Source organism: Pseudomonas sp. S3_A03 (assembly GCF_054668275.1).
Window position 1 is genome coordinate 3,220,096 of sequence record NZ_CP162753.1, and the last position, 16,744, is coordinate 3,236,839.

10 protein-coding genes and 1 pseudogene are annotated in these 16,744 nt (G+C 60.6%); 7 read left to right on the top strand and 4 right to left on the bottom strand.

The genetic code is table 11. The features are described from left to right. Positions 1-116 precede the first annotated feature (116 nt). Complete coding sequence (locus AB4O25_RS14635; protein WP_460149703.1) at positions 117-1,940, top strand: hypothetical protein; 1,824 nt, start codon at positions 117-119, stop codon at positions 1,938-1,940. A 6-nt stretch (positions 1,941-1,946) separates the two neighbouring features. Here the strand turns inward: AB4O25_RS14635 and AB4O25_RS14640 are convergent, their stop codons facing one another. Continuing rightward, complete coding sequence (locus tag AB4O25_RS14640; RefSeq protein WP_017528854.1) at positions 1,947-2,264, bottom strand: PA4575 family protein; 318 nt, start codon at positions 2,262-2,264, stop codon at positions 1,947-1,949. 327 nt (positions 2,265-2,591) lie between these two features. Next, the gene (locus AB4O25_RS14645) at positions 2,592-5,006 is read right to left on the bottom strand and encodes a Lon protease family protein (RefSeq protein ID WP_460149704.1); all 2,415 of its coding nucleotides are present in this window, start codon (positions 5,004-5,006) and stop codon (positions 2,592-2,594) included. A gap of 291 nt (positions 5,007-5,297) precedes the next feature. Here AB4O25_RS14645 and AB4O25_RS14650 point away from each other — a divergent pair, with 291 nt between their 5' ends. From AB4O25_RS14650 to AB4O25_RS14670, 5 genes are all read left to right on the top strand, one after another. Continuing rightward, on the top strand, positions 5,298-5,786 hold the full coding sequence (locus tag AB4O25_RS14650; protein ID WP_017528856.1) for a DUF3015 domain-containing protein: 489 nt from the start codon (positions 5,298-5,300) through the stop codon (positions 5,784-5,786). A 93-nt stretch (positions 5,787-5,879) separates the two neighbouring features. After that, on the top strand, positions 5,880-7,733 hold the full coding sequence (locus AB4O25_RS14655; RefSeq protein WP_116079111.1) for an Lnb N-terminal periplasmic domain-containing protein: 1,854 nt from the start codon (positions 5,880-5,882) through the stop codon (positions 7,731-7,733). 94 nt (positions 7,734-7,827) lie between these two features. Next, a complete protein-coding gene (locus AB4O25_RS14660; RefSeq protein ID WP_017528858.1) occupies positions 7,828-8,127 on the top strand; it encodes a chorismate mutase in 300 nt (99 codons plus the stop codon). 118 nt (positions 8,128-8,245) lie between these two features. Continuing rightward, entirely contained in the window at positions 8,246-8,602 is a 357-nt protein-coding gene (locus AB4O25_RS14665) for a hypothetical protein (RefSeq protein WP_017528859.1), read from the top strand. Between the two features lie 70 nt (positions 8,603-8,672). Continuing rightward, positions 8,673-9,170, top strand: coding sequence for a GreA/GreB family elongation factor (locus AB4O25_RS14670; protein WP_460149705.1), 498 nt, complete (start codon positions 8,673-8,675; stop codon positions 9,168-9,170). Here AB4O25_RS14670 and gdhA read toward each other — a convergent pair. Both gdhA and ettA read right to left on the bottom strand, forming a co-directional pair. Then, positions 9,167-10,503 (bottom strand): annotated as a pseudogene (gene gdhA / locus AB4O25_RS14675) (NADP-specific glutamate dehydrogenase). The gene AB4O25_RS14670 and the pseudogene gdhA overlap by 4 nt on opposite strands. Before the next feature lie 352 nt (positions 10,504-10,855). Further along, entirely contained in the window at positions 10,856-12,520 is a 1,665-nt protein-coding gene (gene ettA, locus AB4O25_RS14680; RefSeq protein WP_017528862.1) for an energy-dependent translational throttle protein EttA, read from the bottom strand. 284 nt (positions 12,521-12,804) lie between these two features. Between ettA and AB4O25_RS14685 the strand changes: the two genes are divergently transcribed. After that, a complete protein-coding gene (locus AB4O25_RS14685; RefSeq protein WP_116079115.1) occupies positions 12,805-16,656 on the top strand; it encodes a bifunctional diguanylate cyclase/phosphodiesterase in 3,852 nt (1,283 codons plus the stop codon). Positions 16,657-16,744 lie beyond the last annotated feature (88 nt).

Below are 16,744 nucleotides of genomic sequence, written 5' to 3' on the forward strand. Positions count from 1 at the left end.
CCACAAGTCACCTGTAACCGCGAGAAAACTGACCCAGGCGGCTTCTGTAAGAGAATTTTTCTGCTAGTGTCGAGCCCATCAACTCGGCTCGATGACGTCGGACAGGAAAAACTCAGATGATGGATGTGCGCTCCCCCTTGGCCGGTGTTGGCCTGTGTGCGGCGTTGCTGATGGGCAGCGGTTGCTCCCCCAGTGATGAGCAGAAACAGACGACCCTCGAAGAGAAAACCGCCAAGTTCGAACAATCCCTCGACAGCATCCAGGACCCCAAGCTGCGCGACGCCATCGCCGACCTCGGCGGCTCGCTGTTATTGCTGGAGCGGGCCCAGGCCAAGCTCGCCACCAAGCCCATTGAGGCCGAGTACGGCGACGACACCCTGGCCCTGCTCAAGCACTACCCCACGCCGCAAGCGCTGGTGGACACCTACATCAATGGCCTGTTCGTGCTGCGCAAGACCTCTCACTCCGACTACCTGACGGATTTGCAGCCGGTCTTCCCGTTCAGCTTCAACATGCCCGACCAATTCCCCTTCCCACATGGCCTGGAGTGGCAATCGGTCACGTTGAGCAACAACAAAGTCATCCCCTTCCAGCCGGAATGGTCGGAAACCGACCCAGGTATCCAACTGAGCCCCAGCAGCTCCAACCTGACCAACCCCGATGACCTGACGGTGACCTATCCGTTCATCGATGGCCTCGAAACCGAAAACAAGAGCCAGCCTCAGCCTGTGAGCCTCAAGGGCCGCGTGGAAGTGATCGCGCCGGGCAGGGTGTTGACGTTCGACCTGTCGAAAAAAGACGTGGGCCATAAGCGCACCGAGGGCAATATCACCGTCAACCTGCTGCTCCTGGAAAAAAACTACGCCGAAATCGAACTGACCAACAGCCAGCCGCTCGCTCCGCAAGTGGGCGACGATTCGCCGAACCCGTTGCTGGTACAGGCACGCGATAGCACCGGGCAATTCCTCACACGTTCGGGCTCGATCAATGAAAGCGCCGCGCAGGTGGCGTTTTACCAGAAACAATTGGCCGAGATGCAAAAACAGAACACTTGGTCCGAAGCCTTCGAAAAACAGCTTATCGACGAACAAAAAGCCTTCGAGCACAAACAGGGCAGCCATTACGCCAAGGTATATTTCAATGGCCTGATCGATAGCGTGCAGGTCAACGTGCTGGACTTTTCCACAGCCTCCGTCACCCGCAAGGACCTCGACCTGCCGATACTGCGTTTCGACAAGAACAGCCTGCAAAAAACCGTACAAGCCTTGCCGATGCCAGTCACCGTGTACGACGACGGCGCCGCCAACTGGCTCAAGGGCGCCACGCTCAGCGAGGAACAACTGAAAAACAGCGTGACGATCACTCAGTCCGTCGAAGACGCCAGTGCCGCGCATATCACCTTCGATCACCCCTTCACCTTCAACGACGAATTGGTGGGCGCCGAGCGCAACAGCAGCGAATCGCCAGTGACGTTCTTTACCGCCGACGACAAGGGCGAACGCGGCGAGCCCATCGAATTGCCCAGCGAAGCCTACGAGCTGACCCCGGCGCGCGGCACGCTCACCTACGACCTCAACCTGTTCCCGGAAAACCCGGCGTTCGTGGTGGGCTCGATCCCGCTGTTCCTGGCGACCATCGAGAAAGGCGAGATTGACGTGGCCAAGCTGCCCAAGGGCCTGTTGCTCAAGGACAACGCGCTGATCGTCGACCAGAAGGCATTCCCCGCCGACAGCTGGCGCTTCTACGCCAAGGACGCCAGCGGCCATTACCTCAAGGAAATCCTCGGCGTCAGCCACCGTGCGCAGGAGTACGGCACGGCGATGTTTGACGTGCATTATTTCTATGGCAAGCCGACGGCGCTGGAAAGCTACCAGCGCACCGACCTGACGACCGTGCAATACGGCTTCGAGGTCAAGCTGGACAAGCCCGAGGGCAAATGACCCGGCCTACAGCGCAAGCTGCTCATGGTTGCCGTTGAGCTGTCGCAGGTGGGCCTGCATGTGCAGGCACCAGATCTGCGGATCGCCCGCCAGCTCGTAGCCATGCAGGGTCAGGCTGTCGACGATTGATTCCAGAATGGTCTGCGCCGCAATCGGCCCATGAAACGGGCCTTGGGACTTGATGGTGGACGGCTGTTCACCGGACATGCCGGCGGCAAACAATAAGGTCCACATGCCGGTATCCCCCGCGAGCGGGCGAATGGAACATTCGATACGGGTGACCAGGCCAAAGCACTGGCGGGTAAGGCAAAGGTTGCGCGACATGGCGGCGCCCCTCGGTAGATCGGTGTTCAACCCCGGCCAATGGCGAGGCTGTTTCTATCCAGCGACTCCTGTGGATATCCCTAAAACAGAGAATAGAAGAAAAACACGACAAACCAAGGCGCTAGAGACCAACGGTGGCGGCCACCGGAATCGAGTCAATTTTATGGCGGCCACAGGTCTGAAGGCACTGACATCCATTGTGGGGAGGGGGCTTGCTCCCGATAGCGGTGTACCAGCTACCCATAAGCTGGCTGACCCACCGCCATCGGGAGCAAGCCCCTCCCACATTGGGATCTGCTTCGTTCTACAGATCCTACTTACCACACGTCAGCTCGGCTTGGCCTCAGCCAACGCCTGCTGCGCCAACTCCTTCTCCGCCTCCTTCAAGTCTTCCTCGCTGATCATCTCGGCAATCGCACGCAAACGCTCAACCACCCGCGCGTTGACGCTGCCTTCGGGGAATTGCCCCTCGGCATCCGGCTCGCCGGCAGGTTCACCCACCAGCAGGCTCAAGGCCTCGTCCGCCTGGCGTACCGCGTAGATGTGGAATTGCCCGGCGCGTACGGCCTGCAACACCTTCTCATCGAGCATCAGCGTGGCGACGTTGGCCTGGGGGATGATCGCCCCTTGCTCGCCGGTCAAGCCGCGCGCTTCGCAGAGGCGGAAGAAGCCTTCGATTTTCTCGTTGACCCCACCCACCGCCTGCACTTCACCAAACTGGTTGATCGAGCCGGTGATGGCAAAACACTGCTTGAGCGGCGTTTTCGACAGCGCCGAGATCAGCGTGCAGGCTTCGCCCAAGGACGCACTGTCACCATCCACATACCCGTAGGACTGCTCCAGCGCGATACTCGCCGAAATCGCCAACGGGAATTCCTGGGCATAACGGCTGCCCAGGTAACCGGTGAGGATCATCACGCCCTTGGAGTGAATCGGCTGGCCGAGGTTAACCTCGCGCTCGATGTCGACAATACCGCTGCCGCCGGGGTACACCGTGGCGGAAATGCGTGCCGGCACGCCGAACGCCGAATCGCCCACCTCCAGTACCGTCAGCCCGTTGCATTTGCCGACGGCCGCACCCGCGGTATCGATCAGGATCACCCCGGCGAGCATGTCATCGAGAATCCGTGCCGACACGCGCCCGGTCCGCGTGGCCTTGGCCTTGAGCGCGCGCTCGATGTGGCCGGCGTCGGTCATGTCATCGCCCGCCAGGTGGCGGATAAAGTCCGCCTCGCTGACCAGTTGGAACAGGTCGCCAATGCGTGCCGACAAGCGCCCCTGGTGCTCGGCCAGCCGGGCGCTGTAGGTGGCCAACCGCGCCACTGCGTCCGAAGTCAGCGGCGCCATGCCTTCTTCCGAGGTGCGGGTTTTAAGCAACTGGGCGAACTGCTCCAGGCTCTCGTCCACCATCGGGATGTCTTCGTCGAAGTCCACCAGCACCCGGAACATCTCCTGGAAGTCCGGATCGGCGTCCTGCAATGCGTAATACAACTGGCGCGAACCGATGATGATCACCTTGACCTGCAACGGAATCATTTGCGGGTTGAGGGTGACGGTGGCCAGGCGGCCCAGCTCGCCCAGGGGCGATTCCATCTTCAGCTTGCGCGATTGCAGGGAGCGCTTGAGCGCGTCCCATACAAACGGTTCGCTGAGCATTTTTTCGGCTTCAAGAATCAGAAAACCGCCATTGGCACGGTGCAGGGCGCCCGGGCGCAACTGACGGTATGTGGTGTAGAGCGCGCCCTGGTCGGTGCTGTACTCGATACGGCCGAACAGGTTGTCGTAGGTCGGGTGCGGTTCGAACACCACCGGTGCGCCGCCGTTGACCGCATGGCCCACCACCAGGCTCGGGCAGTATTGCTCTTCAAGCAGCTTGCGCGCCTGGGCGTCGGTCTTGGCGTCGTCCACCAATTGCTCGACCACGGTTTTGAGCAGGTACACCTGCATGGCTTGCAGATAACCGCAGACTGCGGCGTTTTCCGCGTATTTTTCCGACAGCGGCGCCAGCAAAGGTTGCAGGGCCAGGGTGATGGTTTCTTCGTTGAACTGGCGCAGTTGGTTGTTGGACTCGCGCTTCCACTGCGGCAGGCTGGCCAACTCTTCGTTGAGGCGCTCTTCCAGCTCGGAGATGTCCGTGTGGAAACGTTCGCGATCCACTTCCGGCAGCTGCGAGAACTCAGCCTCGTCCAGCGCCTTGCCGTCGAGCATCGGCGTGAACGCGATGTTGGAACTGTCACGGTACAGCGCCACGTCTTTTTCCAGGGCCAGCCGTTCGATCACGTCCAGGGCCTTGTCGTAACGCTGGTTGAAGGCACGGTCGATGGCGCTTTTGCGCTGTTGATAGGTCGGGTGCTCGAAGGCAGCCGGGAACGTCGCCACCAGGTTGTCGACCAGGCCATTGATATCTGCGATGAACGCCGCCGCCGCGCCGCCAGGCAATTCCAGGGCGCGGGGTTCGCGAGGCTCATCGAAATTATTCACGTAGACCCAGTCCGCCGGGGTCTGCAGGCGCTTGCCTTCGGCCTTCAGGTAACGTTTGACGAACGAAAAGCGGCCAGTGCCCGGCTCGCCCATGACAAACACGTTGTAACCGGGGCGTGGCATCGCCACACCGAACTGCAACGCTTCAACCGCGCGTTCCTGGCCAAGCACACCGCGAAAGGGCTCCAATTCATTGGTGGTCGAGAAGCTGAACTGTTCAGCGGAGAAAGGGCGAGTCAGCGCTTCGGGCGCTAGGCGCAAGCTGGCAGCAACAGGATCAGGGCATCGGGCTTCCTTACATCAGGCGGGGCAGATGACGGCATTCTGGCTCCCCCTTGCGCGCTCTGGCAAGGCGCGCCGTAGGGAAAGCACAGGTACGGGACGCGTCCTACAAAAAATCGCGACAATGCTGATTGTTTTATAAAAACCCACGGAACCCTTGGAACCTGCCTAAACTCCAAACTGCGCGGGTTGGACTAATAACCGATCCCTAGGGCGCTATGAAGTGCCTGAACCCTTGTCCATTGGTTTGCACACAAAGAGAACAAAGCTATGAAACGGATCCTTCTCGGTACTCTCTTCACCGTTGTCTCCCTCAATGCAATGGCAGAATCACCAGGTGGCCCGAACTGCGGTTGGGGCAACATGTTGTTCGAAGGCCAGCGCGGTACTCCGGCTCACTTCCTGGCTTCCACCACCAACGGCACTTCGGGTAACGCCACCTTCGGCATGACCTCGGGCACCAACGGTTGCAGCACCAACAGCGCGCTGACCTACGGCGGCAAGTCCTGGATTGCCATGAATGGCATGATGAACGAGCTGTCCGAAGACATGGCCAAGGGTAATGGCGAAGCACTGACCACCTACGCCGTGGTACTGGGCGTTGCACCGGAAGATCGCGCGCACTTCGCGGCCGTGGCGCACGAACACTTCCAGCAAATCTTCAGCAAGGCCGACGTGACCGCTGAAGACGTGCACAACAACACACTGGCTGTACTCAAAGGCGATGCCCGCCTGGCGAAATACGCTACCCAGGCTTAAGCTCGACCTGCCCGCGCCTCCCGAGGCGCGGGTTTTATTTTTGGGCCCGCCTCCCCTTTGGGTCTGTCTAAATATCCGACTTAAGTTGCCCCTATGCTCAAACGCTTTGCCTGGATGGCACTCTTCGCCTGCGCCCCGCTGTACGCGGCACCGCATCTTGATGATCAACGTTTGCAGCAACTGGCCAATGATCCGTTCTGGCTGTCGCTGGGCCATTACGAAGCCGGCAAGCTAAAAGGCTGGCGCAGTTATGTCAGCGAGCAGAAATTCTTCCTCGCAGCCGATGGTGCCCACCACCCGGATGCGGAGCTCAAGGCTACCGTTGACGCCCTCTATGCGCCGGCCAGCCTGGGTGAAAAACATGCCCAATGCGTCTACCCCGCACGTACCCGCTGGCTCAAGGACCAGTTGCACCTGGCCGACCTGCCGGCCGTGGACTGCAAGGAATTCAAGCAATGGTTCAAGGACGTCGCCCCCCACAGCGCGGTGATGATCTTCCCGGCGGCCTACCTCAACAGCCCGTCATCGATGTTCGGCCACACCCTGCTGCGTATCGACCAGGCCGACGTGCAAAGCAACAATACGGCGCTGCTCAGCTACGCGATCAACTTCGGCGCGTACATTGAAGGCTCGGACAACAGCATCCTCTACGCCTGGAAAGGCCTGATGGGCGGCTATCCCGGCCTGTTCGCGCTGGTGCCCTACCAGGAAAAACTCTCCGAATACCGTAGCCTCGAAAACCGCGACCTGTGGGAATACCGCCTCAACCTCACCCAAGTCGAAACCGAGCGCATGGTCGAGCACGTGTGGGAGCTCAAGCAAATCCAGTTCGACTACTTCTTCTTCGACGAAAACTGCTCCTACCGCCTGCTGGAGCTGCTGCAAGTGGCCCGCCCAGGCCTGCGCCTGACCGAACAGTTCCCGCTGACCGCCATTCCTACCGACACGGTCAAAGCCGTTAAAGATGCGGGGCTGGTCGAGAAAATCGACTACCGGCCTTCCCGCGAGCGCGAACTGCTGGAGCGCGCCAAACCGCTGGACAGCGACGAGCAACAATGGGTATTGAAGGTCAGCGACGACCAGAACCAATTGCAAGAGCCCGCATTCAAAGCCCTGCCTCGCGACCGCCAGGCGCTGATCATCGACGCCGCCTATCGCCTGGGCCGCTACCGCGCCAATGGCCTGGAACGCGACACCGCACGCTCCCAGCGCAGCTTCGAACTCTTACGCGCGATCAACCAAAACCCCGCGCCGGACCTTGAGATCACGCCCCCCGGCCTGCCGGAAAACGGCCATGAATCCCGTACCTGGCAAGCCGGCATCGGCACCCGGGGCGACAAAACCTTTGGCGAATACGGCCTGCGCATGGCCTATCACGACCTCAACGACAACGCCGAAGGCTTCCCCCTCGGTGCGCAGATCGAAATCCTGCAAATGAAGTTGCGCCAGTACGAAGGCAACCACTGGCAACTGCAACAACTGGACCTGGCCACCATCCGCTCCCTGACGCCACGCAACGCCCTGTTGCAACCCTGGTCATGGCAAGTCACCGGCGGCCTGGAACGCGTACCGGGCAAACACGACGACGAAACCCTGGTGGCGCACGTCAATGGCGGCGCCGGCGGCACCTGGCAACTGAGCGACGACATGCTCGGCTTCGCCCTCGGCACCGTGCGGGTGGAGCACAACAATGACTTCAGCGAAGCCATCTCCCCCGCTGCTGGCTTCAACACTGGCGTGCTGTGGAAAAACCCGCTGGGCAACCTGAGCCTGGAAGCCAAGGGCGACTTCTTCACCAATGGCGAAGTGCGCCGCAGCATCAGCCTGAACCAACAATGGGAATTGTCCCGCAACCTGGGCCTGCGCCTGAGCGCACAGCGCGAGTACAGCCACTTATCGACGCCAGTCAATGAGGTGATGCTTGAAGTGAAGTGGTATCACTACTGACCACAGCCAGACCAGGACCCAAAATGTGGGAGGGCTTGCCCCTCCCACATTTGGCCTGCATTTATTCAGCTTTATCTCAAGGAGTTCAACCAACATGGCCGTTAACTGCAGCAGTCTCGAAGAAGTCCGCGACAATATCGACCGACTCGACCAGCAAATCGTCAGCCTGCTGGCTGAGCGTGGCCACTACGTATCCCAAGCCGCCCGCTTCAAAAAGGACACCGATGGCGTCAAGGCGCCGCAGCGGGTCGAACAGGTGATCGCCAAGGTGCGGGACTTGTCGCACACGCTGGGCGCCAATCCGGACGTTACCGAACAGGTGTATCGGGCGATGATTGCAGCGTTTATCCAGCAGGAGTTGGCTGAGCATGCGGCACTGACACCCCCTAGGTAGCCCGTTGACGTTGAATTGAGCGTTACCCCGACACCGTTATCACCTCGCCTTCACACCCTCCCGACAAATCCCCTTCTAAACTTCCCTTATCAGCCGTGAAACGGCCAGGGAGTATGTCATGTGGCGGTATGCGGTATTGCTGTGTGCGGTGGTGGGATTGTCGGGTTGCCAGTCCACCCATCAGGAATTACTCGCCCGCGGTTATCCACCCGCTTTTGCCGATGGCTTTGACGACGGTTGCAGCAGCGGTCGCCAGGCTGCCGGGGTGATTAGCGGGACGTTTCGCAAGAACGTGCCGCGTTACCTGAAGGACCGGCTATACGCCGAAGGCTGGGAGGACGGTTTCCGCCAGTGCAAGGCCATGCGCGAAAACGAGGAACTGCGCGACTACAAGAACAACCACTGGGATGACCGCGAACGCGCCTGGCAGCAAGAGAAGGATCGCGATGCGGCGCGGGCCTATCGCTCGCAATAGGTCGCTTTCAGACATTCATCGAAACTAAAGCACGGCGACCATGGCCCAAGCTCCAGAGAGGGAGAACACCATGAGCCGAGCTTTTGTGAATGAAGACAACGCCGCCGCTCAGGCCGATCAGCCGGTGGAGCGCCAGGTCAGTGAGCAACCCAATCGCCTGACCGCGCAGGGTTTGGCGCAGTTGCAGGCCAAGGTTGCGCAACTGCAGTCTGAATACGGCGCCGAATCCGCCAAGGGCGAGCAGGCCGATAAACAGCGCCAGGCCGACCTTGAGCGGGACCTGCGCTATTTCAACCAGCGGGTGCAGAGCGCCCAGGTAGTCGCGCCGGCCACCGCCACCGACAAGGTCCGGATTGGCAGTTGGGTGAGCTTTGCCAACGAGCAGGATGAGCAGCAGCGCATCCAGTTGGTCGGTGAAGACCAGGCGGACGCCAGCGCCGGCCTGATCAATTGGGGTTCGCCCCTGGGTCGCGCCTTGCTGGGCGCCCAGGTCGGTGACGAGGTGCTGTGGAAGCGCCCCGTCGGCGATCAGTTGATCGAAGTGCTGCGCATCGACGCCGAAGCCTAGACGATGCCTTGGGCCAGCATTGCATCGGCCACTTTCACGAAGCCTGCGATGTTGGCGCCCTTCACATAATTGATCCGGCCGTTTTCTTCGCCGTAGTGCACGCAGGCGTGGTGGATGGATTGCATGATGTTATGCAGCTTGCTGTCCACCTCCCCGGCGGTCCACAGCAAACGCATGGCGTTCTGCGACATTTCCAGGCCACTGACGGCCACACCACCGGCATTGGACGCCTTGCCCGGTGCGAACAGAATGCCCGCCTCGATAAAGATATCCACAGCCTCAAGCGTGGTCGGCATGTTGGCGCCTTCGGCCACGCAGATGCAGCCGTTGCGCAACAGCGTGCGGGCGGCGTCGGCGTCCAGCTCGTTCTGGGTAGCGCACGGCAGTGCGATATCGCACGCCAACTCCCAAGGCGTTTGGCCTTTGCGAAATTCCAGGCCGAAACGCTCGGCCAGTTCGCTGATGCGGCCGCGCTGTACGTTTTTCAGTGCCAGCAGGGCCGACCATTGCTCTTCGGTCAAACCACTTTCGGCGTACAGCGTCCCTTCGGAGTCAGACAGTGAAACCACTTTGCCGCCCAGGTCCATGACCTTGCGTGCGGCATACTGCGCCACGTTGCCGGAGCCGGACACCGCCACGCGCTTGCCTTCAACGCGCTGGCCGTTGCGCTTGAGCATCTCTTCGGCGAAGTACACGCAACCAAACCCGGTGGCCTCCGGACGGATCAGGCTGCCGCCGTAGGTCATGCCTTTGCCGGTGAGCACAGACGTGAACTGGTTGCTCAAGCGCTTGTACTGGCCGAACAGAAAGCCGATTTCGCGAGCGCCCACGCCGATATCACCGGCGGGTACGTCCACGTCTGCGCCGATATGGCGGTACAACTCGCTCATGAACGCCTGGCAGAAGCGCATGACTTCGGCATCGCTTTTACTTTTGGATCAAAGTCCGAGCCGCCTTTGCCGCCGCCCATGGGCAGCGAGGTCAGGGAATTTTTGAAGGTCTGCTCGAACGCGAGGAATTTCAGCACCCCCAGGTTCACCGACGGGTGGAAACGCAGGCCGCCCTTGTACGGGCCAATGGCGCTGTTCATCTGGATCCGGAAACCGCGATTGACCTGGACCTTGCCGTGGTCATCCACCCATGACACTCGGAAGGTGATTGCGCGTTCCGGCTCGCAGATGCGTTCCAGAATGCCCGAGGTCAGGTAATGCGGATTGGCTTCGAGAAACGGCCACAGGCTGCGTAGGACTTCTTCAACAGCCTGGTGGAATTCCGGCTGGTCTGGGTCGCGTTTCTTGAGGCGGGCGAGGAAGGATTCGACGGATTCGGTCATGAACAGTCTCGGCAAATTGATTGTTTTTAAGTGAGATTGGGCCGGACTTTATCAATTCATGTCGCACCGCGACAGGGCAAAATGTCGCTTTTGTGAATTTAAATGGTGCATTGGATATAACTGTATCCAGTTTTTTGGCGGTTTATGCACTTAAAAGAGGATTTAAAATCTGAGGGATGCACCAACAGGTAGATCGCTATCGGGGGCAAGCCCCCTCCCGCATTCGACTGCATTTCAAGGTTGGAACGCGATCAAATGTGGGGCTTGCTCGCGAATGAATTGAACGCGGTATTCCTGAAAACACCCAAAAAAAACGGAGCCCGAAGGCTCCGCTTGTTTCAAACCAGCCGGATCAGGCCAGTTTTTTGTGGCGTACGCGGTGCGGCTGGGCAGCCGCTTCGCCCAGGCGCTTCTTACGGTCGGCTTCGTACTCGGTGTAGTTGCCTTCGAAGAACACCGCTTGGGAGTCGTCTTCGTACGCCAGGATGTGGGTCGCGACGCGGTCAAGGAACCACCGATCGTGAGAGATCACAATGGCGGCGCCCGGGAAGTCCAGCAGGGCTTCTTCCAGGGAACGCAGGGTTTCCACGTCGAGGTCGTTGGACGGTTCGTCGAGCAGCAACACGTTGCCGCCCTCTTTCAGCGTCAGCGCCAGGTGCAAGCGGCCGCGCTCACCGCCGGACAGGTCCTTGACGAACTTCTGTTGGTCGCCGCCCTTGAAGTTGAAACGGCCGACGTAGGTGCGCGACGGGATTTCATAGTTGCCGATGCGGATCTGGTCGGAGCCATCGGAGATCTGCTGGAACACGGTCTTGCTGCCGTCGAGGTCGTCGCGGCTCTGGTCCACACAGGCCAGTTGCACGGTTTCGCCGATCTCGATGCTGCCGGAGTCCGGCGTTTCCTTGCCCATCAGCATGCGGAACAGCGTGGACTTACCCGCACCGTTACCGCCGATAACGCCGACGATCGCGCCTTTTGGCATGGAGAACGACAGGTTGTCGATCAACACGCGGTCGCCATAGCCTTTGCACACGTTTTTGAATTCGATGACCTTGTCACCCAGGCGCGGGCCGGCCGGGATGTAGATCTCGTTGGTTTCGCTGCGTTTCTGGAATTCCTGCGACTGCATTTCTTCAAAGCGCTGCAGACGGGCCTTGGATTTGGACTGGCGGGCCTTGGCGCCTTTGCGCACCCATTCCAGTTCTTCCTTCATGGCTTTTTCGTGGGCCGATTGCTGCTTGGATTCGGCGGCCAGACGGTCGGACTTGGCTTCCAGCCAACCGGAGTAGTTGCCCTCGTAAGGGATACCGGCGCCGCGGTCGAGTTCGAGGATCCAGCCGGCAACGTTGTCCAGGAAGTAGCGGTCGTGCGTGATCGCAACCACGGTGCCTGGGAAGTCGTGAAGGAAATGTTCCAGCCACGCGACGGAATCGGCGTCCAAGTGGTTGGTCGGTTCGTCGAGCAGCAACATATCGGGAGCCGACAGCAGCAGGCGGCACAGGGCCACGCGACGTTTTTCACCACCGGACAGGTGTTCGACCTTGGCGTCCCACGCCGGCAGGCGCAGCGCGTCGGCGGCAACTTCCAGCTGGCGCTCCAGGTTATGACCGTCGCCGGCCTGCAGGATGGCTTCGAGCTTGGCTTGTTCGGCGGCCAGCTTGTCGAAATCGGCATCCGGCTCGGCGTAGGCGGCGTAGACCTCATCCAGGCGAGCCTGGGCGTCCTTGATCACGCTGACGGCCTCTTCGACCACTTCACGCACGGTCTTGGCCGGATCCAGCTGCGGCTCCTGGGGCAGGTAGCCGATGTTCAGTTCGGGCATCGGACGGGCTTCGCCTTCGAACTCGGTGTCGACGCCGGCCATGATTTTCAGCAGCGTGGACTTACCCGAACCGTTGAGGCCGAGCACACCGATCTTGGCGCCGGGGAAGAAGGACAATGAAATGTTTTTCAGGATTTCCCGCTTCGGTGGGACAACTTTGCCCAGCCGATGCATGGTGAAGACGTATTGAGCCATGGTGAACCTAGCGTCAGTGACTGATGAATTGAGCGGGCGAAGCCCGTGCCAGACCATGCGCCGCGCGGGCCTTTGACTATCATCAATGCCAGCGAGCGGAAAAGGCCTGAATGTTTGGGGCTGGAACGCCCCGCGTAACCGGCAAAGCTACCTGAATGCGCTTGGTCAGTCCAGCCGAGCGGGACTGGCACTTTGCCACAACTCAAGGCATGCTAGCCGCCCTTTGGGCGTCCGGCTTATAGTGCACGTCGCGCGCCAATCCAGCCAAACCGCAGGATCACAGCTTGTCCAAAGTCACGCCGCCCACTCCTCTGCGCGCCGCTCATATAGCGCCGGGAGCACCCCTGCACGGCACCCTCAAAGGCGCGTTGGCGACGCTCGTCCTCATGCTGCTCGCGTTATTGTTCTGGCAACTGCTGGATCAACTGCAGCAAAACCAGAAAAACCAGCAGCAATACACCATCGACTACAGCGCCGACCTGGCGGAGCAGATCAGCCTGAATATGGCCCTGAGCGCAAAAATCGCCCTCAACCTGCTCCCGATGCTCGAACCGCCGCGCGACAACGAACAGCAACAAGCCTTGATGCGCACCTTGCAGCGCTCGCTGCCGGAGCTGCGCAGTATCGCCCTGCTCGCCCCCAGCGGCGCGATCATCAGCGACAGCGCCACCGACAGCCAGGACGGCGCCTGGCTCGAAAACTTGGTTCAACGCAGCCACGGCCAGTCCTATTACCTGAGCAACAACGACGACGGCACCCTCATTTATCTGCTCCTGCACCAGCCCAGCGGCGGCTCGCGGGTGTACTGGGCGCTGCGCCTGGCACCCGCCTACCTGGCCAACCTGACCCGCCAGGACAGTCAGGGCCAGCGGCCGATGTGGGCCATCGAGAACCGCCTGAACCACCGCGTAGTCAGCCGTGACAGCGGCATGCCGATGCAATGGGACGGGGCCCTGACCCCGGACGACCTGAATAAAAGCGTGCTGGTCACCCCGTTAAGCAAAAGCGACTGGCAACTGCGCGGGATGTTCGACCGTACGGCCGTGCTGGAGCAACTGTTGCCGGCGTTTATCGGCAAGTGCCTGCTAGGCCTGGCTTTTTCGCTGATCCCGGTGATCGTGCTGCTGAACATGCGCCGCCGCCAACGCCAAGTGCACGAAGGCCGCCGGCGCTACCAGGATATTTTCGAAGGCACCGGCGTCGCCCTCTGTGTACTTGACCTCTCGGGCCTGAACAGCTTTTTTGACAAGCCGTACATGCAGACCCGTGAGCAACTGCGTCTGTGGTTGCAGGACCATCCCGATGGGCATAAGCAATTGCTCAAGGAATTGCGCATCACCGAGGTCAACCAGGTGGCGGTGCGCCTGCTGAACGTGTCGTCCTGCGAAGACGCCTGGGAACGGCTTATCAATGATTGCCCGGACAACGCCACGTCCATCGGTCATCAGATACTCGAAGCGGTGCGCACTCACCAGAACCAGCTGGAGCTGGAAATCCAGTGCAAGGACATCGCCGGCAACGAGCAATACCTGTGGCTGGTCATGCGCCTGCCGGAGCAGCAAGACGACTTCAATGCGGTGATCCTCAGCATCAGCGATATCACCAGCCGCAAGCTGATCGAACTGTCGCTGGTCGAGCGTGAAGGTTTCTGGTCGGACGTCGTACGCACAGTGCCCGACCACCTGTACGTACAGGATGTGATCAGCCAGCGCATGATTTTCAGCAACCACCACCTCGGGCACACCCTCGGCTACACAAAGGCCGAACTGCAGCAAATGGGCGAGTACTTCTGGGAAATCCTGCTGCACCCCGAAGATGCCGAGCACTACCACGATTTGCGCCTGCAACAGCGCCAGGCCGGCTATAGCGCCCAACTGCAATGCCAGTTGCGCTTTCGCCATCGCAACAATCAATGGCGACGCTTCGATATTCGCGAACAGGCCCTGGCGCGGGACACGACCACCCAAGTCACGCGCATCATCGGCGTGGCCAAGGACATCACCGACCAGATCGAAGCCAGCGAATCCCTGCGCGACAGTGAACAGCGTTACCGCATGCTGGCCGAAAGCATCAGCGACGTGATCTGCTCCACCGACAGCCAGTTGGCGCTCAACTACATCAGCCCGTCGGTGAATGCCGTGCTGGGGTACGACGTGGACTGGGTGTTCAAGAACGGCTGGCAGTCGATCATCGCCAACCCAAAGCAACTGGCCGGCATTTATAGCCTGGTGGAGCAAGTCAGCCGTGCGCTGGGCGATACCGAGGCGCTGAACAAGCTGCGCGATGACGTGCAGACCCAACTGTTCCTGTTCGATTGCTTGCGCGCCGACGGTCGTAAAGTACCGATCGAGTTGCGCCTGGTGCTGGTGTGGGATGAACACGGCGCCTTCGAGGGCATCCTGGGGGTAGGCCGCGATATCAGCCAGCAACGCCGGGCCGAAAAAGACCTGCGCATGGCGGCCACGGTATTCGAGCACTCCACGTCGGCGATCCTGATCACCGACCCGGCGGGCTATATCGTGCAGGCCAACGAGGCGTTCAGCCGGGTCAGCGGCTATGAGGTGAGTGACGTACTCGACCAATTGCCGAACATGCTCACCGTTGACGAGCAACAGGAAGCGCACTTGCGCTACGTGCTCAAACAACTGCACCAGCACAGCACCTGGGAAGGCGAAGTGTGGCTCAAGCGCCGCAATGGCGAGCACTACCCTGCCTGGGTCGGCATTACCGCCGTGTTCGACGATGAAGGCGATTTGGCCAGCTACGTGTGCTTTTTCAGTGATATCAGCGAGCGCAAGGCCAGCGAACAACGCATCCACCGCCTGGCGTATTACGACGCCCTGACCCACCTGCCCAACCGCACACTGTTCCAGGACCGCCTGCACACCGCGTTGCAGTCGGCAGAGCGGCAGAAGTCGTGGGTGGTGCTGATGTTCCTCGACCTCGACCGTTTCAAGCCGATCAACGACTCCCTGGGCCACGCCGCCGGCGACCGCATGCTCAAGGAAATGGCCACCCGCCTGCTCGGCTGCGTGGCCGAAGACGATACGGTGGCGCGCATGGGGGGTGACGAGTTTACCTTGCTGCTGCAACCGCGCCTGAGCCGCGAGATGGCGCTGAACCGTGCGATTCACGTGGCCGAGCAGATCCTCGCCAGCCTGGTAAAACCCTTCGTGCTCGAAGGCCGCGAATTCTTCGTGACCGCCAGTATCGGCATCGCCCTCAGCCCCCAGGACGGCAACGAGCTGAGCCAACTGATGAAAAACGCCGACACCGCGATGTATCACGCCAAGGAGCGCGGCAAGAACAACTTCCAGTTCTACCAGGCCGACATGAACGCCAGCGCCCTGGAACGCCTGGAGCTGGAAAGCGACCTGCGCCACGCCCTGGACCAGAACGAATTCGTGCTTTATTACCAACCGCAGTTCAGCGGCGACGGCAAACGCCTCACCGGCGCCGAGGCTTTGCTGCGCTGGCGCCATCCACGTCGCGGGCTGGTGCCGCCGGGGGACTTTATCCCGGTGCTGGAAGAATTGGGCCTGGTCGTGGATGTCGGCGACTGGGTGATCAGCGAAGCCTGTCGCCAGCTCAAGACCTGGCATCAGAACAAGGTCCGCGTGCCGAAAGTGTCGGTGAACATCTCGGCGCGGCAGTTCTCCGACGGGCAACTGGGCACGCGCATCGCCACTATCCTCAAAGACACCGGCCTGCCGCCGGCGTGCCTGGAACTGGAGCTGACCGAAAGCATCCTGATGCGCGAAGTCAACGAAGCCATGCACATCCTCGACAGCCTGAAAAACCTGGGCCTGAGCATCGCGGTGGACGACTTCGGCACCGGTTATTCCTCGCTCAACTACCTCAAGCAGTTCCCTATCGACGTCTTGAAGATCGACCGTACCTTCGTCGACGGCCTGCCGTCCGGCGAGCAGGACGCGCAGATCGCCCGCGCGATTATCGCCATGGCCCACAGCCTGAACCTGGCGGTGATCGCCGAGGGTGTGGAAACCCATGAACAACTGGACTTCCTGCGCGAGCATGGCTGCGATGAAGTACAGGGCTACCTGTTTGGGCGACCGATGCCGGCGAATCGGTTCGAGGCGCAGTTCAGCAATGACGCGCTGTTCATGTTCGACTGACATGCTGCTGTGGTGGGGCTTGCTCCCGATGAGGCCGGCACAGACACCGCCCACCCCCAGATGAGCCCCACTTGTCCGCGACATGATG

Excerpts from the sequence above, each read along its gene's own strand:
- AB4O25_RS14635 (WP_460149703.1), top strand. The coding sequence starts at position 117 with ATGATGGATGTGCGCTCCCCCTTGGCCGGTGTTGGCCTGTGTGCGGCG.
- AB4O25_RS14640 (WP_017528854.1), bottom strand. The coding sequence starts at position 2,264 with ATGTCGCGCAACCTTTGCCTTACCCGCCAGTGCTTTGGCCTGGTCACC.
- AB4O25_RS14650 (WP_017528856.1), top strand. The coding sequence starts at position 5,298 with ATGAAACGGATCCTTCTCGGTACTCTCTTCACCGTTGTCTCCCTCAAT.
- AB4O25_RS14655 (WP_116079111.1), top strand. The coding sequence starts at position 5,880 with ATGCTCAAACGCTTTGCCTGGATGGCACTCTTCGCCTGCGCCCCGCTG.
- AB4O25_RS14660 (WP_017528858.1), top strand. The coding sequence starts at position 7,828 with ATGGCCGTTAACTGCAGCAGTCTCGAAGAAGTCCGCGACAATATCGAC.
- AB4O25_RS14665 (WP_017528859.1), top strand. The coding sequence starts at position 8,246 with ATGTGGCGGTATGCGGTATTGCTGTGTGCGGTGGTGGGATTGTCGGGT.
- AB4O25_RS14670 (WP_460149705.1), top strand. The coding sequence starts at position 8,673 with ATGAGCCGAGCTTTTGTGAATGAAGACAACGCCGCCGCTCAGGCCGAT.
- ettA (WP_017528862.1), bottom strand. The coding sequence starts at position 12,520 with ATGGCTCAATACGTCTTCACCATGCATCGGCTGGGCAAAGTTGTCCCA.